We start from the raw sequence: 17,996 nt of genomic DNA, 5'->3' as shown, positions 1-17,996 counted from the left end.
ATAAGGCTAACCGCAATACTCACCGATTGCCTTACCTGAAGACATGCATATCGAAGAGTTCAAAATTTGACCACACCTTATCTTTTCGATAATTTCTTATTCGTCTAGCTTATTACTGACTTCCCTAGTCAGTGAAAGATGTAGCTTTTATTAGGGCTTATCTAAAAGGATAGAAACCATGTCTACTACTGGCGAACAGCCTGGAAAGGGCACTTACACCTGCGACAACTGCGGCGAGAGCGTAACGCTTGATGATCACGACGATACGTTACCACCATGCCCGCGCTGCCACGAAACTGAATATACACCTTAGACGAAAGATCTGAAAATGTAATCAATGGGAGCTAAAGCTCCCATTTTGCTACAACGGTATTAAGGTGATAAAACCGTATGGAATATTCTCTCTTTGCCGACGAAAGCGGAATTTCAAATGCAGACAGTTGTTTTACAATTGGGTGCGTACTTGTTCCACGTCAGCACCTTCAACAGTTTGAAGCCGAGATTAGCAAGTTAATCGAGAAGCATAATTTACCAACTGATCGAGAGCTTAAGTGGTCACGCGTTAAAAGAAGCTACGCAGTAATTAACTTTATGATAGACGTCGTTCGCTTGATAATGTCGTCCCCTGCATCATTCATCTGCAAAGTTACGTGGAAAGAACACTACAGGAATTGGCATAAAAATGAAGAAGAAGCATTTTACAAGTCTTATACCATGTTAATGGATTTCTGTGCTCGACGCTTGAATTCAGAAATCAAAGCCAAAATTGATGATAAATCGGATGCATACAACAAAAGACATGAGGTTGTTGAGATAATAGCCAACCGTCAGTTGAAAGGCTTGGGACGGATCAATTCTGTTACCAAATGCGATTCTAAAGCCGAATTACTGATTCAAGTGGCCGACTTACTCACCGGAGCAGTTAATGCGTCCCATAACCTGTGGTTGACCCAAGGCAAAGCTGAAATTCACGAGGGCAAATTAGTAGCTATAAGCAAAATTGCGGAATGTTTGGGTTGGAGCAATTTACACCACGATACTTATCCAAATGCTGACTTCAATATTTGGCATTTTCCTGGAGAGGAATATCGAGCTCAACCATCTACGGAGCATGTCGACCCCAACTTAGATGTAAAATACATAACCCGCGAGCAAGTGTCATAAACCACCACGGCCAACCTCTAAGTCAATAAAAACACAAATAATTTGATTTCAACTGAAATTATTCACATAAAAATGGAATCGTGTTAGTTTTGTCGCAGTTTTATAGAAATTCTTGGAGTAAGACATGATTCGCTGCCACCTCGCCCGCATGATGGGTGATCACAAAATGCGTATCAGCGACGTGATCCGTGAAACTGGATTAAGTCGGAATACGATTACCCTCATGTATAAAGAAACCGCGCAAAAAATTGATTTAGAAGCGCTCGATAAGCTGTGCGGCCTTTTTGACTGCGAAGTTCATGACTTGCTGCAAAGGTCTTCAAGCCAGCAACGATTAGTAATGGACGAATAATGACATTAATAAAGTTAAAGGATTTAGAAGCACAGCTGTGGCACGCAGCCCATATCATCACGGGGCCCATTGATGCGTCTGATTACAAAACATATATCTTTCCTATTTTATTTTTTAAACGCATCTGCGATGTTTATGATGAAGAACTTCAAGACGCAATGAAGCAGGTCGGTGATGCAGAGCTAGCAAAAGGCGCGATGTTTCATCGAATACAAATACCGGAAGGTTGCAATTGGAAAGATGTGTTTGAGTGCACTCGCGACGTAGGCCAGGGTCTAAAAGATGCTTTTCGTGGTATCGAGCTGGCTAATCCCAAACTGCACGGTATTTTTGGCGATGCAAGTTGGACCAACAAAGAGCGTCTATCTGATGAGCTCCTAAGCACACTGTTAGACCACTTCAATAAAGTGAACCTTGGTGTATCCAGTGTCCGTGATGATGATATGGGACGGGCGTATGAGTACCTGATTAAGCGATTTGCCGATAAAGCCAACAAAAAAGCCGGAGAATTCTATACTCCCCGGACCATTGTCCGCCTCATGGTCAACATTCTTGATCCACAAGCGGGTGAAAGTATTTATGACCCGGCTTGTGGTACTGGCGGCATGCTTCTTGAAACCATCCATCACGTTAAAGAAAATGATGGCGATCCCCGGTTGCTAAAGCTTAAAGGGCAAGAGAAGAACCTCACCACAGAAGCCATTGCACGAATGAACCTGTTTCTTCACGGGCAGGAAGATTTTGAGATTGTCCGAGGTGATACGCTGCGAGAGCCTAAGTTCTTATTGAATGACCGTCTAGAACATTTTGATTGCGTCATAGCAAACCCACCTTTCAGTCTCAAAGAGTGGGGTCACAGTCTTTGGGGCTCTGACCCTTATGGCAGAAATCAGTTTGGTCTCGCCCCAAAAACCAACGGTGATTTCGCTTGGGTCCAGCACATGTTTGCGTCATTGAATGACACTGGTCGAATGGCTGTAGTTCTGCCTCATGGTGTGCTTTTTAGAGGTGCGGCAGAAGGGAAGATCAGAAGCAAACTGCTCCAAGATCACCGTATTGAAGCCATCATAGGGCTTGCATCAAACTTGTTTTATGGAACGGGTATTCCTGCATGTATTCTAGTGTTGCGCAAGTCACGCCCCGCTTCACACCTCAATAATGTTTTGGTTATCAATGCAGAGGAAATCTACACCAAAGGACGAGCACAAAATACACTGTCTAATGACCAAGCCGATGAAATATTCGCAATATACAGTGATATGGAACAGCAAGGTCCGGCAGCTCAAGAGGTTGAAGGTGTTGCTCGCTGGGTGCCAATAGATGAGATAAAAGATAATGACTTTAACCTCAATATCGCTCGGTATGTGCAGAAGCCTTTAGAAGAGGAGACTATCACGGTAGAAGAAGTTTTGCGTGATTTTCAAGAAAAGCTAGCAGCACTTGAGAAGGCAGAGAGTGAATTAGAAGAGCTTCTCATAAAAGAAGGATTTGAGTTATGAGTCTGCTAAACCAGAAAAAACTTGAGGATTTGTTGTGGGGCGCAGCTGAGTTTCTTCGCGGCCAAATCGATGCATCTGACTATAAGCAGTACATCTTCCCACTGTTGTTTTACAAACGCTTGTCGGACGTATATCTCGAGGAGTATGTTGAAGCTTTAGAACTTCACGACGATGCTGAATATGCGGCGATGCCCATGTTTCATCGTTTTGACATCCCTAAAGAAGCGAGCTGGGAGTCTGTTCGCAACACGAGTAAGAATATTGGTGAAGCGATTCAAAACGCTTTACGTTTGATCGAAGCAAACAACCCCCGATTGCATGGCGTATTCGGTGACGCCCAGTGGACCAATAAGCAACGGTTGCCGGACCATTTGCTCGCTGACTTAATTCAGCACTTTAGCAAAATCCCTCTTGGTATTAAGTCGGTTGCACAAGATGATTTAGGTGAAGCTTACGAGTATCTCATCAAAAAATTCGCGGACGATTCAGGTCACACTGCGGCTGAGTTTTATACCAACCGCACAGTCGTGCATTTAATGACACGTATCATGGACTTGAAGCCAGGCGAAACAGCCTATGACCCGACTTGCGGTACGGGAGGGATGTTACTCAATGCAGTAATGGATTTGCGTTCCAGAGGCGAGGAGTGGCGCACCGTTCATTTGTATGGACAAGAAATTAACCTGCTCACGTCGGCTATAGCGCGCATGAACATGTTCTTACACGACATTGAAGAGTTTGATGTGTTACGCGGCGATACTCTGGCTGAACCCAAGTTTATTGAAAACGACCAGCTCAAGCAGTTTGATGTGATATTCGCTAACCCTCCTTACTCCATCAAAAAGTGGAACCGCGATAAGTTCGCTGGCGATCCATACGGCCGTAACCTTTACGGCGTGCCACCACAAGGCTGTGCCGACTATGCGTTTTACACTCATATCATTAAAAGCCTGAAGCCCGACACTGGCCGCGCCGCCATGCTCTGGCCACACGGCGTGTTGTTTCGCGATTCCGAGCAAAGCATCCGTAAACAAGTGATTGAGTCCGACATTATCGAAGCGGTGATTGGCCTAGGGCCCAACCTGTTTTACAACTCGCCGATGGAATCCTGCGTGGTGGTGCTTAACTGCAATAAACCCGCTGAGCGCAAAAACAAGATTTTGTTTATCAATGGCGTGAAACACGTTACCCGCGAGCGTGCCCACAGCCGCTTATCGGATGATGATTTAGCCGTGCTATGCGAGGCTTACTTTAAACCTGAGAAACAAAGCGACATTACCGCTTTGGTGGATATCGATACCATTAAAGAGAACCTCTGCAACCTATCGATCCCGCTTTATGTGCAAGCACAAAACAATAGCGAAGTGCACGACATTGAACATGCCATCGAGGCATGGAAAGTCAGCCGTGTGCAGTTGAAAAAGCAGGCCAATAAGTTATTTAAAAGCATAAATGAGCTTGGGTTTGAAGTTAACGGTGGGGAAGTGTAGTAATGAGTGATAAACAAACCGTTAAATTTGGTGAAATTGCTGAGCAGATTATGGATAGAGTGACTCCATCACCTGAGGATTCCGGTAGCTTTATTGGGCTCGAACACTTGCGCCCTGGATATTTTTATGTTCATGAGTGGGGAGCGGAGATTGCCTTAAAGACTCAAGCTTTTAAAATAAGGGAAGGCGATATTATTTTTAGCAGAAGAAATACATATTTAAAAAGGGTTTCTGTTAGCCCTATTGATGGAATTTGTTCTGCTGATGCAATGGTTATCCGTTCTCGAAAAAACTCCTATATGCTCGATAGGTACTTACCCCACTTTATGCAATCATCCGTGTTTATGGAAAAAGTTATTTCAAATTCGGCTGGTTCTCTCTCATCTAGAGTCAAGTGGGGTGAGTTAAGTAAGTTGGAGTTCAAACTACCGCGCATAGATCAACAGAAGTCTACGCTGGCAGCTTTGGATTCACTTGCGAATAATGAGAGGCTTTATTTCGAGTCTATTCAGGCAGCTAAAAGGTTCCTCTATGCGATTGGCTTAAGGATATTTGATAATTACTTCGATCCAAGAGAAGAAAAGCGAGTTTCTTTGCCTTGTGGTTGGTCTGCTTCGACTGTAAAAAAAATACTCACTTCAACACCTGAAAGTGGATTTTCACCAGTTGAAACGTCCAAGCATACCGGGAAGTATGTGCTTAACTTGAATAGCTTATCTAAAGTAGGCTTTAGAGAAACCACTTTAAAGAATATAACTGAAGAGCATTTTTTAAAAGGCAAAGTATGCAGCACAGGAGATTTATTCATATCTCGTTCTAACACCTCTGAATTGGTTGGGTTAGTTGGAAAATACAAAAGTTCAAGGGGCGTCGGAGACACGATATTTCCAGATACTATGTGGAGATTGAACGTAGATGAACGCTTAATCAAGAAGGACTTCTTGATGTTTTATCTGATGTCTCCGTATGGTCGAAGAGCTATTCAATCGATTGCAGCAGGTACTAGTGGAAGTATGAAAAAAATTAATAAGGATAGTTTTTCAAAGTTAAAGCTCCCACTTCCTCCTATTGCTGTCCAAGAGAGTATAATTAGCGCATTTCAGCAATCTTATGGCGTTATTTGGCATCAAGATGACTCACTTATTAAATCGGTCAAATTGAGACAAGTAATAATCGATAGGGAATTATAATAAAAATGTTTAACGAACAAACCGTCACAGAAAATGGAATTATTGACCGCTTAAAGGCTTTAAGTGGCGTAAAGTGGACGTACTGCCACGGTGAGAACCTGCCCAAACAAGCGCAGGATATCTTCGTTGACGAGTGGCTGAAAGACGCGTTGTGTTCGTTAAACCCTGACATTGCCAAACAACCGGATTACGCGGACGAAGTGATTTACAAACTGCGTGGTGTAATTTTAGAGTCGCGTCATACTGGCTTGGTAAAAGCCAACGAGAACTTTCATGAATGGTTAATGGCCGAGAAAACCTTACCCTTTGGCGAGAACGGCGACCACATCACCATCAACCTGATTGATTTCGACAATCTCGACAACAATCACTTTGTGGTGTCGCAGCAGGTGCACTATATCGCGGCCACTGAAGTCTATTTTGATATTGTGCTTTATGTGAACGGTATCCCCTTGGTGCTTGGCGAAGTGAAAACCGCTACCCGCCCGAGCGTTACCTGGCAAGACGGCGCCGCCGATTTTATGGGCGGTAAAAAGAACTACTGGAAGAACGTTGAACCCTACTTTGTGCCCAACCTGCTGTGTTTTGCTAGTGAAGGCAAAACCTTTGCCTACGGCGCCATCAATGCGCGGGTAAAAGATTGGGGCCCTTGGCACAATACTGCACAAGCAGAGGATATAGTGCCGGGGATGGGAGCAGTGCTAAATAGTAGCGAAGGACTTTTGAACCCCCAAACATTACTGCAGCTCCTTGAATCATTCGCTCTCTTCTCAACCATTAAGACTGGCAAGAATAGTCCTCCCAAGCGTATAAAAATTCTCCCTCGTTACCCTCAGTTTGAAGCGGCTAAGCAAATCGTTGAGCGAGTTAAGAAAGGCTACCCACGCAAAGGACTAATTTGGCATTTCCAAGGCTCTGGTAAGTCACTGTTGATGTTATACGCAGCAAGAATGTTGCGAGCAGATAATGATCTCAAGAATCCTACCGTTCTCGTGGTGGTCGATCGGAGGGATCTCGACTCCCAGATCAGCGAGACATTTGGTGGAGCGGATGTCAAAAACTTAGTGAAAGTTCAAAGCTGTAAAAAACTCGGTGAACATATTGAGCAAGATAGCCGCGGTATCCTTATTACAACCATTTTTAAATTTAAAGATGTCGAGATAGATGAAAGTAACCCCAAGGGCTTGAACGATCGCGATAACATCATTGTTCTGGTTGACGAGGCGCACCGCACTCAAGAAGGCTCACTTGGCGATAAGATGCGCTGGGCTCTTCCCAATGCACACTTTTATGGTTTGACTGGAACACCTATTTCAGGCATTGACCGAAACACCTTTAAGCTATTTGGCGCGGAAGAAGATCCGGGCCGTTACATGAATCGATATAGCTATAAGCAATCTATTCGTGATGGCGCAACCAACCCCGTTAAATTTGAACCTCGCCTTGCAGAACTGCGTGTTGATCAAGACGCTATTAATGAGGAGTTTGAACGCCTAGCTGAAGAACATGACTTAGACGAAGAAGAGAGAGCGGCGTTATCAAAACGTGCTGGAAAGCTCGCTGTTATGCTTAAAGCGCCAAAACGCATGGAGGCGGTGAGTTCTGATATTGCACACCACTTTACGACTCATGTTATGCCCAAGAAAATGAAAGGCATGGTAGTGGTCTATGACCGTGATGCATGCGTTCAGATGTATTACCTTTTAAGCAAGAAGCTTGGCTTCGATGCTGTCGAAGTGGTTATGAATGTTGACCAGGCGCCGATTAAATCAACTGAAGGTGATAAAAAGGGCAAAGTTAATAAAGATTGGCGCAAGTGGCATGATGATTTAGGGTTACCCGTCGAAAAGAATGATTTTGAGCGCTGGCAACAAATCGATGGGGATGACCAACTTCAAAAAGACCTCATCGAGAGTTACAAGGATCCTAACCAACCGCTTCAGCTATTGATTGTTACAGCAAAACTACTAACTGGCTTCGACGCCCCTATCTGCTATTGCATGTACTTAGATAAACCTCTGCGCGACCATACACTTCTGCAGGCTATGTGTAGGACTAATCGCTTGTATGAAAATGACGAAGTGCGTAAAGACATGGGATTAATCATTGATTATCTCGGGGTCTTTGAGAACCTGCGGACAGCGCTTGCTTACAATCCTGATGAAATTGAGGGAGTGGTTGAAGGAATTGAAGCGTTCAAAGAGCTATTCCCAACTCAACTGGATAAATGTCTTGCGTACTTCCCTGGTGTCGATAGAACTCAGGAAGGCTTTGAAGGCATTATGGCGGCACAAGAGTGCATACCGACTAACGAGAAGCGCGATGAGTTTGCCCAAAGCTTCGGTGTTCTGGCTAAACTGTGGTCCGCAATAAACCCCGACTCATTTCTAGCGCCATTTAGAGCCGACTATAAATGGCTGGCTCAAATTTACGAATCAGCAAGACCCGTTGGGCAAACAGGCTCTTTGGTATGGGCAGCTCTAGGCCCTGAAACTATTAAAATGATTCATGAGCATACCGATATTAACCGGATTCGGGATGATATCGAAGAATTGGTTATGGATGAGCATGCAATTTTCACGCTTACCGACAAAGAGCAAGAGCAAAGAGCAAAACGTCTCGAGATTGACCTTATGGGGCGACTTCGTGGACACGCAGACCCAAAATTCATAGAGCTAGGTGAACGTTTAGAAAAACTGCGCCAAGACTACGAGTCCGGTGTAATCAAAGCCATCGATTGGCTAAAAGGCCTGTTAGACGCTGCAAAAGAAACCGTCAAAGCAGAACGCGACACTGGTGATGCCGTCGTTACCGAGGAAGATAATAAGCAAGCACTCACCAAGCTGTTCATAGAGACAAGACCGGAGACGACCCCGAAGTTAATTGGCGATGTTGTAGAGCAAATTGATAAAATTGTAAAAGCAACTCGCTTTCCTGGCTGGCAAGAATCAAACAGCGGCCCTCGCGAGATACAGAAGGCTCTTATCGTCACACTCGCACAGTTTGGGCTTGGTAAGGACAAAGAACTTTTCAATAAAGCTTATGCTTATATTGAGGGGCATTATTGATGCTAACCTTTCATGTAATCTCCAGCAAATCCTCTTTCCCTGCCCAAGAACGCAACTGCGTATATCTCCGCATTGATAATTGGAATGATTATTCATTTGTAACCATGTTTGATGTGATGGTTTACGATAGCAAAGGGGAGGCTCATGATCTTACTCAAGTCAAAATTGGATTCCGCGATCAAACTGACGAGGTTTCAACGCATTCAAAATTAGAAACTCATTTTGAAGGCCTAACTGAGGAGTTTTTCTCACTTGGTCAATCAATCGAATACTACAAGGTACTTTCTGACCTTCCTGCTGACCTAAGAACGGCATTTCTCGAACGCACTAGAGACATTGTTTACGATAATTCCATTATCGATAAGGTAGCGGAAGAAGATGTCTTCAGCACATCTCTACTAAGAGGCTCTAGCTTATCAGTTGTCAAGGGGCAATATGCACGCATCCTAGAAGGCGGCGCAGAGAGAACTGATTTTGACTTTACCTATACTCGAGAGGGTAACCCTGAATTTGGTGGCTTCTCCCTTAAATTTGAAGTCAACGTCGACTCAACACCGACAACAAATGTCCACGCTTTAATTGGAAGAAATGGTGTGGGTAAGACAACCATTTTAAACGGGATGATCGATACAATCACCGGCCGAGCTTCTGATAAAGGAAGATTCAACTATCGAGCATCACCTTTTTTTGAAGAGCGAGAAATTGAGGATGATTACTTTAGCAGCCTAGTATCTGTATCCTTTAGCGCGTTTGACCCTTTTGTACCGCCGACAGAGCGCTCTGACCCCGCAAAAGGAACCTGCTACTTTTATCTCGGCCTCAAAGAGCCGGATAAACCGGACTACCACAGAACTATTTCGTCTATGCAGTACGATGCTGTGAAGGCTTTGGCCGATTGCTTTCACAACTCTAAAAAATCAGAACGTTGGCTTGCCGCCATCGACAAGCTGGGCTTAGACGGTAGCTTTTCTGCAGAGGAGCTAAAGCAACTACACCATACTTTTCATTCGCTCAAAGCAAAATTCGAAAAGAGTGAAGATAGTCAGAACTTTAAAGGTGCTTTCCACAAAGAAATAACTCCGACTTTAGACCAAATGAGTTCCGGACACGCAATCGTTTTCCTTACTATTACCAAGCTTGTTGCGACGGTGGAGGAAAAAACCTTAGTTTTACTTGATGAACCCGAGAGCCACCTTCATCCACCTTTACTGTCAGCGTTCATTCGAGCTCTATCTGATCTGCTATTAGACCGCAATGGGGTGGCAATTATAGCAACTCATTCACCTGTTGTTTTACAAGAAATACCGAAATCCTGCGCCTGGAAAATTCATCGTGAGGGCATCAGTATCGAGGTCGAACGGCCAAGAATAGAAACTTTTGGTGAAAACGTGGGCATACTGACCAGCGAAGTCTTTGGGCTTGATGTAGAACGCTCTGGTTTTCATCAATTACTTAAAAGTTCTGTTGAAACTGGCAAGCCATACGATGAAATAATTCAAAGATATGACCGACAAATAGGGATGGAAGGGAGGGCAATACTTAAAGTTTTGCTTGCAACTAGAGAGACCATGAAGAAATGATTCAACTAGATAAACCCAATTATAATTCAGATGATTCCATTGAAAAAGTAACGGTAGGAATAACTGGAGATACCCCCCTTCGCCAGGCCGTTAGAAGTGAGCAGAATATCTTCTCAGCGTGGGAGCAGCAATACTTAGACCGAATTGATAATGGGTCATTATTTGAATTCGAGGCAAATACTCATGTTTTTCAAGCTGTCACTCACGATAACATCGCAAAGCTTTATCCCAACTACTTCTCAAAAAAGAATAAACCGGCTAGGGATATATATGATGCCATAAAAAATGCCGCAGCCGGAAAATGTCCCTTCTGTGGAGGTATAGGGTTCCCGAAAAATCTTGATCACTACTTACCGAAACGAAGTTTTTCGCAATTTTCAATTCTACCTCTGAACTTAGTTCCTGCATGTCGCGACTGTAATATGGGTGCTAAGGGACAATCGTTTGCAATTAACGCAGAGAAACAAGCCCTCCATCCATACGAGGACGCCCAGCATTTTTTTGATGAGCAGTGGGTTTTTGCAGAATACATTCCTTCAGATAACGATGATGAGGTAGGAGAGTTCCGGTTCTATGCAAAGCCTCCAGAGGCTTGGAACGCCATCGACACAGCGAGAGCAAAGTTTCATTTTGAAGCTTTTGAACTAGCTGAAAAATTTGCTACTAAAGCTGCTGAAGAGCTTCCGATAGCTTTAACCCAGTTCAAGCGGCTTCGCTTAAAAGGAATAGACGAAAGAACGATTAAAGAATCAATTTTCTCGATCCCTATCGAAAGTTTCATTTTCGTCAACCATTGGAGACGCTGCATGTATCAAGCTCTATATACCCATGATTTTTAGTCCGAACAACTCTTCTGAGCAGGAAATGGAAAATATATATCTTTCGCTAAGTGGAATTCCTGTATCTACTGCAGAAATACTAGAAGGGCAGCTATACTTCTCTCGCGACCCACAAGGGGCTTGGTACCCTACTTCAGGTAATAAACTATATGAGATTGATACTGCGTGCGCTCATCTTCAAAACGATCTGGCAAAAATCATATTTGGCAGTTTAGATCTTTTTTATGAATTTCTAAGGGCCTCACCAGAACTCTTGTCGACTGCTGGAACTAACTCTGAATCTCAGATATCTAAAGATGTATTTAACCAAATAATTTCATCTCTACCTAAAGACCTTCCTGTTCACAAAGCCCTTTATTTGTTCGATTGTAGGAAACTCGTGAGCGGCATACAAGAATGCAGCAAAGAAATAATGCAGCTTCAGGGGGAGTTTTTCCAAGCATTGAATCTAGAGCAACTTTTCTATCCCACTATAGAGGAAGAAGATGGCCTTCGATTTGTAACCTCACCAGTGGTTACTAAGATACACGCTCTGCTCGGTTTTATTTTTATCAGATTACATAGCCTACTTGATTACGCGACAAAACTAGCGTTTGAGACGGAAAATTTGAAATCAAATTTCAATTCGTATCCCAAACTTGCCTCCAAAGGACTTTTGTTCGGCGATAGGAGAAAATTGACTTTGAACAATACAGAAAATACTTTATTTGAAGATTGTAGTTTAATAAACAAAATCCAAACTCTCCGAAATCATATTATTCATGACGGGGTTTTAGATGACGAGCCAAAAGTATATCGGCTCATCTCCGCCAAGCAGTGTATTGAGAAGTTCGTACTCATTCCAGATCAAGACGAGAACGGCAGATTCTATACTCACAAGAATCGAAATTTGTTTTATGGCTCAGATAACAAGATAAATGAGCAACTTCCTTTCTTGATTGAGGAATTCCAAGCGAGGTTGCTTAAAACAGTTGATCTGTTAAGAGTCCATATTGTACAAAAACAAAAAAGCAACGTTGGACCTCTTTCACTATCCTAACTCGCATGTAACTCAGTCCAAGTTAAAATTTCCGAAAGCAGCCAGCGTTTCAAGGACCCAACCCAATACAAGGGGGGCGTTTTGCCTTGACGCTCAAGCCTCCACCATGTTGTCCGGCTGATGCCGGTTATCTCTTCTCTCAGCTTGTCATTAATGTACTGATCAAACGGCGCAGAGAGCATCGGGCTATTTTGTTTGCACATAACTTTTCTGAATCCATGCATCGATATCGGTCCGCTTAAACATTACGCGTTTGGACGGCTTGTAAAACGGGATCTCCTTGCGATGGGTTAGCTTGTAAATCGCTGAGCGCGACAGTCCAAGGTATCGGGCGCACTCTTCTGCAGTCATATATTCCTTAGTCACTAACTGGATCTTTTTCATCTCAGCAATAGCTGAGCTCATCATCTTAATTTCGGGTGACATTATGGTTTCTCCTGTATAGCCATTTTTGCCTGTTCACATACGCAGCTTACCCCGACTCCAGTCGCAACCATCGGTCTCTAATTGTCCGTTTTGGGCAATTTCAGCTGGTTACCTCAAATTTTTATTCACACTTTCAGTGTTGCTAATAATTGTTTAGTTGTTTCTTAATTGAAATTACTTGGTTGCATGTCGCTTATTGCATCGTGCCTTAATCATCCCCGGCTAGCGGGAAATCAGTGACCGGCAGCTATAGGCAGAAGCACGCGGTTTATCGATAAACACACGTGTTACCAAAGGCGCATGCACGTGTGGCCCACGTGATCTCAAGACGCAATAAATAGCAAGCTAGCAGGTTACAGCTCAGTTCATTGCCGCTAGAAGGATTCAAGGTAAACGCACGTGGATAAGTCAGCTTGCTCAGCAATTTATATGGATAGATTGTCTTTAGAGGAAACTCTGGCTTTTACGTGAGGTGAATAACGTCTTAGCTGGAGAAAGTCGGTTTCGCAGTTCACTTTACCGATAATAGAGGGGTAAGCCAGAGCAACAAGACTCAGCTGCCGCCTAAAGTGTTGCTTAAACGCACTTAATCCTTGGCAACTTGCAAACTGCTGGTGCAATTGACGCCACGAAATACGCGTAACCGGCTTTTTAAGTGATACAGAACGCCAGGTTAGCCAGACGTATAGGTCGAATGCAAAGGGGGTTTGAATCAGTGCTATTGCGGTGCGATTATCCACTGGCGTCAATGATTGCATAATATACAGTTTGGCCGCGTCGGAAAACTGAGGAAATCTTTGTCCGTTCACAACATCCAGAAGCGCCTCATTACGGAAGATTTCTTTATCATCGCGTAAGAGCGTTATACGCAATCTAGTCAACGCTGATATTTGCGCTTTTAACCGCGTAACGTCAGCTCCGCTCGTTCCTAAGCTCATGCTCTTAAGCAATTTTGCTTGAGAACCTGGCCAGCTGACAATGCCACGACCATCAATGTGATTTGCCATCAAATAGAGAATGCGACGCGGTATTGACCCGTATGGCAGTTCGGCACTAGACGTCAGTTTTAACTTAACCTTGCCAGAATCGCGAAGGAAAAGTTGTGCGCTAGTTCGTGCCATCGGTAGCGATAGTTGGCAGAGCAAGCTAGGGTAAAAGCTTACTTTTCCCTCCTCTCTCTGCGCATCCATCAATTTCACTATCCGTTCAATCTTACTACTCATAGCGACAACAATGTTTCTCATGTTCAATGACTTTATAAGCCTATTGTTGATCGCCTTGGGAAATAGCCACGCCTGTGCTCGTGACCAATTTCGGCAATTACAGCCTTCTAGTAGGAAATTTTTTCGCTACGTTGCTCCATACTGACCCATGAGCGGGGAAAATCTTTCACATGTGAAAGATTTGGTTGTGCTCGTTGATTTGGCAGTTGCAGTTTTGAGCGTTCTGATAAGCTGGTTGGTGTGCAACGTGGGAGAACGTCAATGCTCAAAAAAATGTGGCTCGGCTCTTCATTTTTACTTTTAGTCATCGGCGGTGGAGAGGCTTGGATATCGAGCTTTGGCTACCTTCCTGTGTGTTGGTTACTCACAGGGTTGATTAATACGTTAGCACTCGTATTAACTGCATATAAAGAGTTAGTTGGAGCCGCCTGCCGATGTTTTGCACCGGTGCCTAATGCTGATTTTGAAAAATACTTTGGAAGTAAATCATCCACCACCAAGACTCATGGTCGAAACAAGCAGACAATATCCTGTTCATCAGACCCGAATAACTCTGACTCAGAGTACGACGGAGATCCATTCATCGACCCAACCCACCCGATGTACCACATGTATGACGATTTTCGCTAGGAACTACCAACCGAATACCCGTCAAACGAACTTCCCACATTATTCTGGGCTCAAACCGCAAATTTCCATTTCAAATTCGTGGGACGGATGAACCATTTCCCACATCAGATAAGTTATCTGGGATAGAGATTGGAGAGTTCCCTGGGCAAGCGTTGGGAAAGTTTTTTAGGTAATCGGCTGTTTCCGCCCAAAAGGGTCAATTAGGCGTGCCTGCTATCGACACTCGTAGCTGTAGGATTTTCCCCCAGTTCAACACAACGGAGAAACCTATGAACTACGATGCAGTAATTGATTCATGGCAAAGCGAAATGCGTAACGCCAGTACAAAACTAACAGAACAGGCATTTGCTAACTGTCGGCAATTTGCCCAAGCAACACATGAAATGTGCCGGGTCGATCAGGCGCGTTTTATGTATTTAGGTCACCGCGCCGCTGATCATTTCTGGGCACATAATCGGGCTCACCGAACACTGGAAACCCAAGGATATCCAGGGCATTACGGCTGTCGCGCCCGGCTGTCTGGCCCCAAGTTTGAATTGTCATGGTATTACAACCAGTTCAAACGACTGAACGATGGCACTGCTAGACATCGCGTCATAAGTCATCACATCCCCAAAGATGGGCAATTTAACTATTATTCAAGGGCCTTCTCAAAGGCCCATGACTGGGAGTTGCCTATCATTCTCGACACAGAGTACGGATTTCAGTTAATTCGTCGCCTTAACGCTAATCTGACGGTCATACGCCGCAAAACGCAGATGAATTTGAGGTTACTCGATTCACTTGAACGGCACATCGCAGAATTCGAGGAGCCCACTCATGCATAACTACGACTATGAATTTTTGCGCAACCAACACCTTCCTGAATTTCCAGGCTTTGATATTGCGCCGGACGACTTATCGGACCTGCCAGACTGGTTTCATGCGCAGAAAAAGAAGCTAGATAGTTTCGCCGATGACATAGCCAAGATCTTTGTTGAGTCGCACCGATGCGCGGCTGAAGAGCTTCAAATGAAGTACCCGTTCCAGTATGAACTCGGGCTCGTAAACTCACGACAAGGAATCTCGCACGTCTGGAATCGATTGATATTCTTTGGCGGCCGTATGAATCCAAAGCGCATCGAATACAATGAGATTAGCTGCAACGCGTTCGGCAAGATTCCTGAGTGGGAACGCGATATGTACCAACGGTTTATTGTTAGCCTGAATCTGCTCTACAAACATCAAAAGGCGCTGCGCAGTTCCATCAGCAAACACCGCGGACTGCGCATGAGTCTAAAACGGCTCTGACAGCACAAACCTCCTATGGGAACCGGCGGCCATATCGTCGCCGGTACACCAATTCGATTAACGCTTGAAGAGCTGTTTCGCTAAACGCTCAAGATTATCTGCATTTAGGTACATCAGCGTACAAAAGCCCAGCACCACCGCTGCAAACGCTCCAAACCCGATTGCTGTCCATGAGAAATCCACCATTTTTGCTCCTCCTTTAAAAATTTTGTGAACAAACTTACACAAGCAGTTGAAATTTTAACCAATAAACCCCAAGTAATCCACAAGGTAAGGATCTGGCTAGTACCTTGCTGATACAACTTCGTTAAATCTTCCATGAGGTAAATCACATGGCGCAGACGAGTGGTGGTAAGAAAAAGGTTCATGTACCAGCCTATAAGAAAAAGGATGGTACAAAAGTCCCTGAGCATTACCGTTCAACCCCGAACTAAGACATTTAAGGGGCAGTTCGCAGTCGCCCCTTCCTAAGTAACACCTTATTAGCAACAGAATAATACAAGGAAGGGCAATGATTAAGATCGTAATCAACGAGCAGTCCAGAGAATGGGACAATAGTTTAGCGGGCTGGGTTAACGGCACTATTAAAGGGCTTGAGCGAGATGGAACGCCTGTATGCGTGAAGATTTCAATCGTATACGGCGATATTAATTTGGGTCTATCAGCTGGTAGTTGCCCCGGTGGAACCAGTGGAGGCCGACCGCTTAACTCGCATGAACTCGAACTCGTTGAATTTTGGAACGAAGTTGGCATCGATGAAACTCCCCTGAACGCTGGAAAGATCGTGTCGTTTTTGAATAGGATAAAACGCCAGTGAGACGCGCCGAAAATCAAAAACCAACTTACTGATAAGGTGAAACTCATGTCTTTCTTTGATTTATACGGGACCGGGGAGCTTCACTGCGATAATACAGAGCGTATAGTTCAAGTTGCGTTAGTCATTCAAGCAGTTAATGGACGAACACGTATTCATTGCTCACCGGTCGGTTCAGATAAACCCTTTGAGTTAGAAAAGCTAGCTCTCAGCGCCCGAAGTCCAGCTCTAAAAAATGTTAAAGTCGAGAGTTCCGCCGGAACATTGTCAGCTACCGACCTCGCAAACGTGCACTTAAACTACTTGTCTTCATTTAATGAAAATGGACCGTTATTGATTACACAACTCGCGCACAAACCAGGGAAACGACATACGTTGACGCTGGAAGCTGGATATCTCACCTTAAGCCGTTCCAGCTTGACGTTCGACTTCGAACCCTCTGAGCCTCTTACGGGCTACCAATTTATGTTTATTGGCGCAGCCCAAAATATAAAAGCGTTTCGAACAAGCCTCGCCCTTGGTAACCAGATAGTAAAAATCCAGTCTTACGGTAATACACACCCCTCGTTAGCTGGAATCATCGTTGTTGATGCTAAAGACAAAATTTCAAGCGAACATCAGGAAACACTTCGCCTGACCTTAGAACTGTACCTTCGGCAAAAAGTTAGTTTTTTAGCTGAGCTGAGCGAGAACAAAGCACATCTGAATCTTGTAGACCATTCGACGGTAAGCCTTAGTGCGCTAAATACAAACGCCAGCTCTTCTCTCATTCATATAAAAGCGTTTATTGAGAAAAACCCCAAGTCTCGAACCTATCTGAGATTTTTAACTGAGATGGCGGGAAACAGCGGAACTATTGATGATCGACTTTTAAATGGCTTCGTTGCTCTTGAGGCTTTGTTTGAAGGGAAAAAATTACAAGACGATAAAATCAGTCGACGCTTAGGTATATCGAGAGTTACAGCCAAATTTATTGTAGAGCTCCGTAACACGTTTTTTCATGATGGACGGAGCATCAAAGACACATTGAACTTTCTACTCGAACAGAAGTTAAACCACCCACAGGCTCCAATAATTCCACTTCTACAAGCGTTGGTTCAACGAGAAGACGCGAGTTGGATTGTATACAGTAGCTTTGCTGACTTAATGTACACGTACTTTGCTGATTTGGTAGGTCTGGATCCAGAAACAATTAGGCGATGGTCATATGTAGATCTACGCACCGAAAACTGGTTTCAAAAGTTAGAAGCCTAAAAGGCTTTATCCAGAATTTTATAGAAGTTTTAGTCATTAAAACTTGTACGAAGAAATCTATATACGAATTTAAACCATTAAAACTTGCATATAACTATCTCTATGCAAGTTTCTGGACGTTAACGCACTCGTGTCTAG

General features: G+C 44.0%; 18 protein-coding genes. 15 read left to right on the top strand and 3 right to left on the bottom strand.

What is annotated here, in order from left to right; translation table 11 throughout:
• Positions 1 to 178 precede the first annotated feature (178 nt).
• The 10 genes from CWE14_RS14895 (at position 179) to CWE14_RS09710 (ending at position 12,221) form a co-directional block, all read left to right on the top strand.
• On the top strand, positions 179 to 313 hold the full coding sequence (locus tag CWE14_RS14895) for a zinc ribbon-containing protein (RefSeq protein WP_008488091.1): 135 nt from the start codon (positions 179 to 181) through the stop codon (positions 311 to 313).
• 77 nt (positions 314 to 390) lie between these two features.
• The gene (locus CWE14_RS09750; RefSeq protein ID WP_126799209.1) at positions 391 to 1,164 is read left to right on the top strand and encodes a DUF3800 domain-containing protein; all 774 of its coding nucleotides are present in this window, start codon (positions 391 to 393) and stop codon (positions 1,162 to 1,164) included.
• 124 nt (positions 1,165 to 1,288) lie between these two features.
• On the top strand, positions 1,289 to 1,516 hold the full coding sequence (locus CWE14_RS09745) for a helix-turn-helix domain-containing protein (protein ID WP_126799208.1): 228 nt from the start codon (positions 1,289 to 1,291) through the stop codon (positions 1,514 to 1,516).
• On the top strand, positions 1,516 to 3,015 hold the full coding sequence (locus CWE14_RS09740) for a type I restriction-modification system subunit M (RefSeq protein ID WP_126799207.1): 1,500 nt from the start codon (positions 1,516 to 1,518) through the stop codon (positions 3,013 to 3,015). The genes CWE14_RS09745 and CWE14_RS09740 overlap by 1 nt, the downstream gene beginning before the upstream one ends.
• 32 nt (positions 3,016 to 3,047) lie before the next feature.
• Positions 3,048 to 4,505: a type I restriction-modification system subunit M gene (locus CWE14_RS09735; RefSeq protein WP_241972371.1), complete on the top strand. Its 1,458-nt coding sequence runs from the start codon at positions 3,048 to 3,050 to the stop codon at positions 4,503 to 4,505.
• 2 nt (positions 4,506 to 4,507) lie between these two features.
• On the top strand, positions 4,508 to 5,695 hold the full coding sequence (locus CWE14_RS09730; RefSeq protein WP_126799205.1) for a restriction endonuclease subunit S: 1,188 nt from the start codon (positions 4,508 to 4,510) through the stop codon (positions 5,693 to 5,695).
• Positions 5,696 to 5,700: 5 nt separating this feature from the next.
• On the top strand, positions 5,701 to 8,763 hold the full coding sequence (locus CWE14_RS09725) for a type I restriction endonuclease subunit R (protein ID WP_126799204.1): 3,063 nt from the start codon (positions 5,701 to 5,703) through the stop codon (positions 8,761 to 8,763).
• The gene (locus CWE14_RS09720) at positions 8,763 to 10,343 is read left to right on the top strand and encodes an AAA family ATPase (RefSeq protein WP_126799203.1); all 1,581 of its coding nucleotides are present in this window, start codon (positions 8,763 to 8,765) and stop codon (positions 10,341 to 10,343) included. Before CWE14_RS09725 ends, CWE14_RS09720 begins: the two co-directional genes overlap by 1 nt.
• The gene (locus tag CWE14_RS09715) at positions 10,340 to 11,182 is read left to right on the top strand and encodes an HNH endonuclease (protein ID WP_126799202.1); all 843 of its coding nucleotides are present in this window, start codon (positions 10,340 to 10,342) and stop codon (positions 11,180 to 11,182) included. The genes CWE14_RS09720 and CWE14_RS09715 overlap by 4 nt, the downstream gene beginning before the upstream one ends.
• Positions 11,172 to 12,221, top strand: a complete 1,050-nt coding sequence (locus tag CWE14_RS09710; protein ID WP_126799201.1) for a hypothetical protein — start codon at positions 11,172 to 11,174, stop codon at positions 12,219 to 12,221. Before CWE14_RS09715 ends, CWE14_RS09710 begins: the two co-directional genes overlap by 11 nt.
• A gap of 186 nt (positions 12,222 to 12,407) precedes the next feature.
• On the opposite strand, the gene CWE14_RS09700 is transcribed toward CWE14_RS09710, so the two are convergent.
• Both CWE14_RS09700 and CWE14_RS09695 read right to left on the bottom strand, forming a co-directional pair.
• On the bottom strand, positions 12,408 to 12,647 hold the full coding sequence (locus tag CWE14_RS09700; protein WP_241972370.1) for a helix-turn-helix domain-containing protein: 240 nt from the start codon (positions 12,645 to 12,647) through the stop codon (positions 12,408 to 12,410).
• A gap of 425 nt (positions 12,648 to 13,072) precedes the next feature.
• Complete coding sequence (locus tag CWE14_RS09695) at positions 13,073 to 13,870, bottom strand: replication initiation protein (RefSeq protein WP_126799199.1); 798 nt, start codon at positions 13,868 to 13,870, stop codon at positions 13,073 to 13,075.
• 261 nt (positions 13,871 to 14,131) lie between these two features.
• Here CWE14_RS09695 and CWE14_RS09690 point away from each other — a divergent pair, with 261 nt between their 5' ends.
• The 3 genes from CWE14_RS09690 (at position 14,132) to CWE14_RS09680 (ending at position 15,790) form a co-directional block, all read left to right on the top strand.
• Positions 14,132 to 14,500: a hypothetical protein gene (locus tag CWE14_RS09690; protein WP_126799198.1), complete on the top strand. Its 369-nt coding sequence runs from the start codon at positions 14,132 to 14,134 to the stop codon at positions 14,498 to 14,500.
• A 269-nt stretch (positions 14,501 to 14,769) separates the two neighbouring features.
• The gene (gene mobI / locus CWE14_RS09685) at positions 14,770 to 15,327 is read left to right on the top strand and encodes a conjugative transfer protein MobI(A/C) (protein WP_126799197.1); all 558 of its coding nucleotides are present in this window, start codon (positions 14,770 to 14,772) and stop codon (positions 15,325 to 15,327) included.
• The gene (locus CWE14_RS09680; protein WP_126799196.1) at positions 15,320 to 15,790 is read left to right on the top strand and encodes a hypothetical protein; all 471 of its coding nucleotides are present in this window, start codon (positions 15,320 to 15,322) and stop codon (positions 15,788 to 15,790) included. Before mobI ends, CWE14_RS09680 begins: the two co-directional genes overlap by 8 nt.
• Before the next feature lie 57 nt (positions 15,791 to 15,847).
• Here the strand turns inward: CWE14_RS09680 and CWE14_RS14840 are convergent, their stop codons facing one another.
• A complete protein-coding gene (locus CWE14_RS14840) occupies positions 15,848 to 15,976 on the bottom strand; it encodes a hypothetical protein (protein WP_275065556.1) in 129 nt (42 codons plus the stop codon).
• A gap of 325 nt (positions 15,977 to 16,301) precedes the next feature.
• Between CWE14_RS14840 and CWE14_RS09675 the strand changes: the two genes are divergently transcribed.
• Positions 16,302 to 16,607 carry a hypothetical protein gene (locus CWE14_RS09675; protein WP_126799195.1) on the top strand — a complete coding sequence of 102 codons (306 nt, stop codon included), beginning with the start codon at positions 16,302 to 16,304 and terminating at the stop codon, positions 16,605 to 16,607.
• Positions 16,608 to 16,652: 45 nt separating this feature from the next.
• Positions 16,653 to 17,858 carry a hypothetical protein gene (locus CWE14_RS09670; protein WP_126799194.1) on the top strand — a complete coding sequence of 402 codons (1,206 nt, stop codon included), beginning with the start codon at positions 16,653 to 16,655 and terminating at the stop codon, positions 17,856 to 17,858.
• Positions 17,859 to 17,996: the final 138 nt, after the last annotated feature.

This window comes from Aliidiomarina soli (genome assembly GCF_003986975.1).
Classification (GTDB): Bacteria; Pseudomonadota; Gammaproteobacteria; order Enterobacterales; family Alteromonadaceae; genus Aliidiomarina; species Aliidiomarina soli.
This window is presented reverse-complemented; position numbering and strand designations above follow the sequence as displayed.

Coding starts and splice junctions, on each gene's coding strand:
- CWE14_RS09695 (WP_126799199.1), bottom strand. CDS start 13,870: ATGAGTAGTAAGATTGAACGGATAGTGAAATTGATGGATGCGCAGAGA.
- CWE14_RS09745 (WP_126799208.1), top strand. CDS start 1,289: ATGATTCGCTGCCACCTCGCCCGCATGATGGGTGATCACAAAATGCGT.
- CWE14_RS09720 (WP_126799203.1), top strand. CDS start 8,763: ATGCTAACCTTTCATGTAATCTCCAGCAAATCCTCTTTCCCTGCCCAA.
- CWE14_RS09725 (WP_126799204.1), top strand. CDS start 5,701: ATGTTTAACGAACAAACCGTCACAGAAAATGGAATTATTGACCGCTTA.
- CWE14_RS09710 (WP_126799201.1), top strand. CDS start 11,172: ATGATTTTTAGTCCGAACAACTCTTCTGAGCAGGAAATGGAAAATATA.
- CWE14_RS14895 (WP_008488091.1), top strand. CDS start 179: ATGTCTACTACTGGCGAACAGCCTGGAAAGGGCACTTACACCTGCGAC.
- mobI (WP_126799197.1), top strand. CDS start 14,770: ATGAACTACGATGCAGTAATTGATTCATGGCAAAGCGAAATGCGTAAC.
- CWE14_RS09750 (WP_126799209.1), top strand. CDS start 391: ATGGAATATTCTCTCTTTGCCGACGAAAGCGGAATTTCAAATGCAGAC.
- CWE14_RS09740 (WP_126799207.1), top strand. CDS start 1,516: ATGACATTAATAAAGTTAAAGGATTTAGAAGCACAGCTGTGGCACGCA.
- CWE14_RS09680 (WP_126799196.1), top strand. CDS start 15,320: ATGCATAACTACGACTATGAATTTTTGCGCAACCAACACCTTCCTGAA.
- CWE14_RS09730 (WP_126799205.1), top strand. CDS start 4,508: ATGAGTGATAAACAAACCGTTAAATTTGGTGAAATTGCTGAGCAGATT.
- CWE14_RS14840 (WP_275065556.1), bottom strand. CDS start 15,976: ATGGTGGATTTCTCATGGACAGCAATCGGGTTTGGAGCGTTTGCAGCG.
- CWE14_RS09670 (WP_126799194.1), top strand. CDS start 16,653: ATGTCTTTCTTTGATTTATACGGGACCGGGGAGCTTCACTGCGATAAT.
- CWE14_RS09700 (WP_241972370.1), bottom strand. CDS start 12,647: ATGTCACCCGAAATTAAGATGATGAGCTCAGCTATTGCTGAGATGAAA.
- CWE14_RS09715 (WP_126799202.1), top strand. CDS start 10,340: ATGATTCAACTAGATAAACCCAATTATAATTCAGATGATTCCATTGAA.
- CWE14_RS09690 (WP_126799198.1), top strand. CDS start 14,132: ATGCTCAAAAAAATGTGGCTCGGCTCTTCATTTTTACTTTTAGTCATC.
- CWE14_RS09675 (WP_126799195.1), top strand. CDS start 16,302: ATGATTAAGATCGTAATCAACGAGCAGTCCAGAGAATGGGACAATAGT.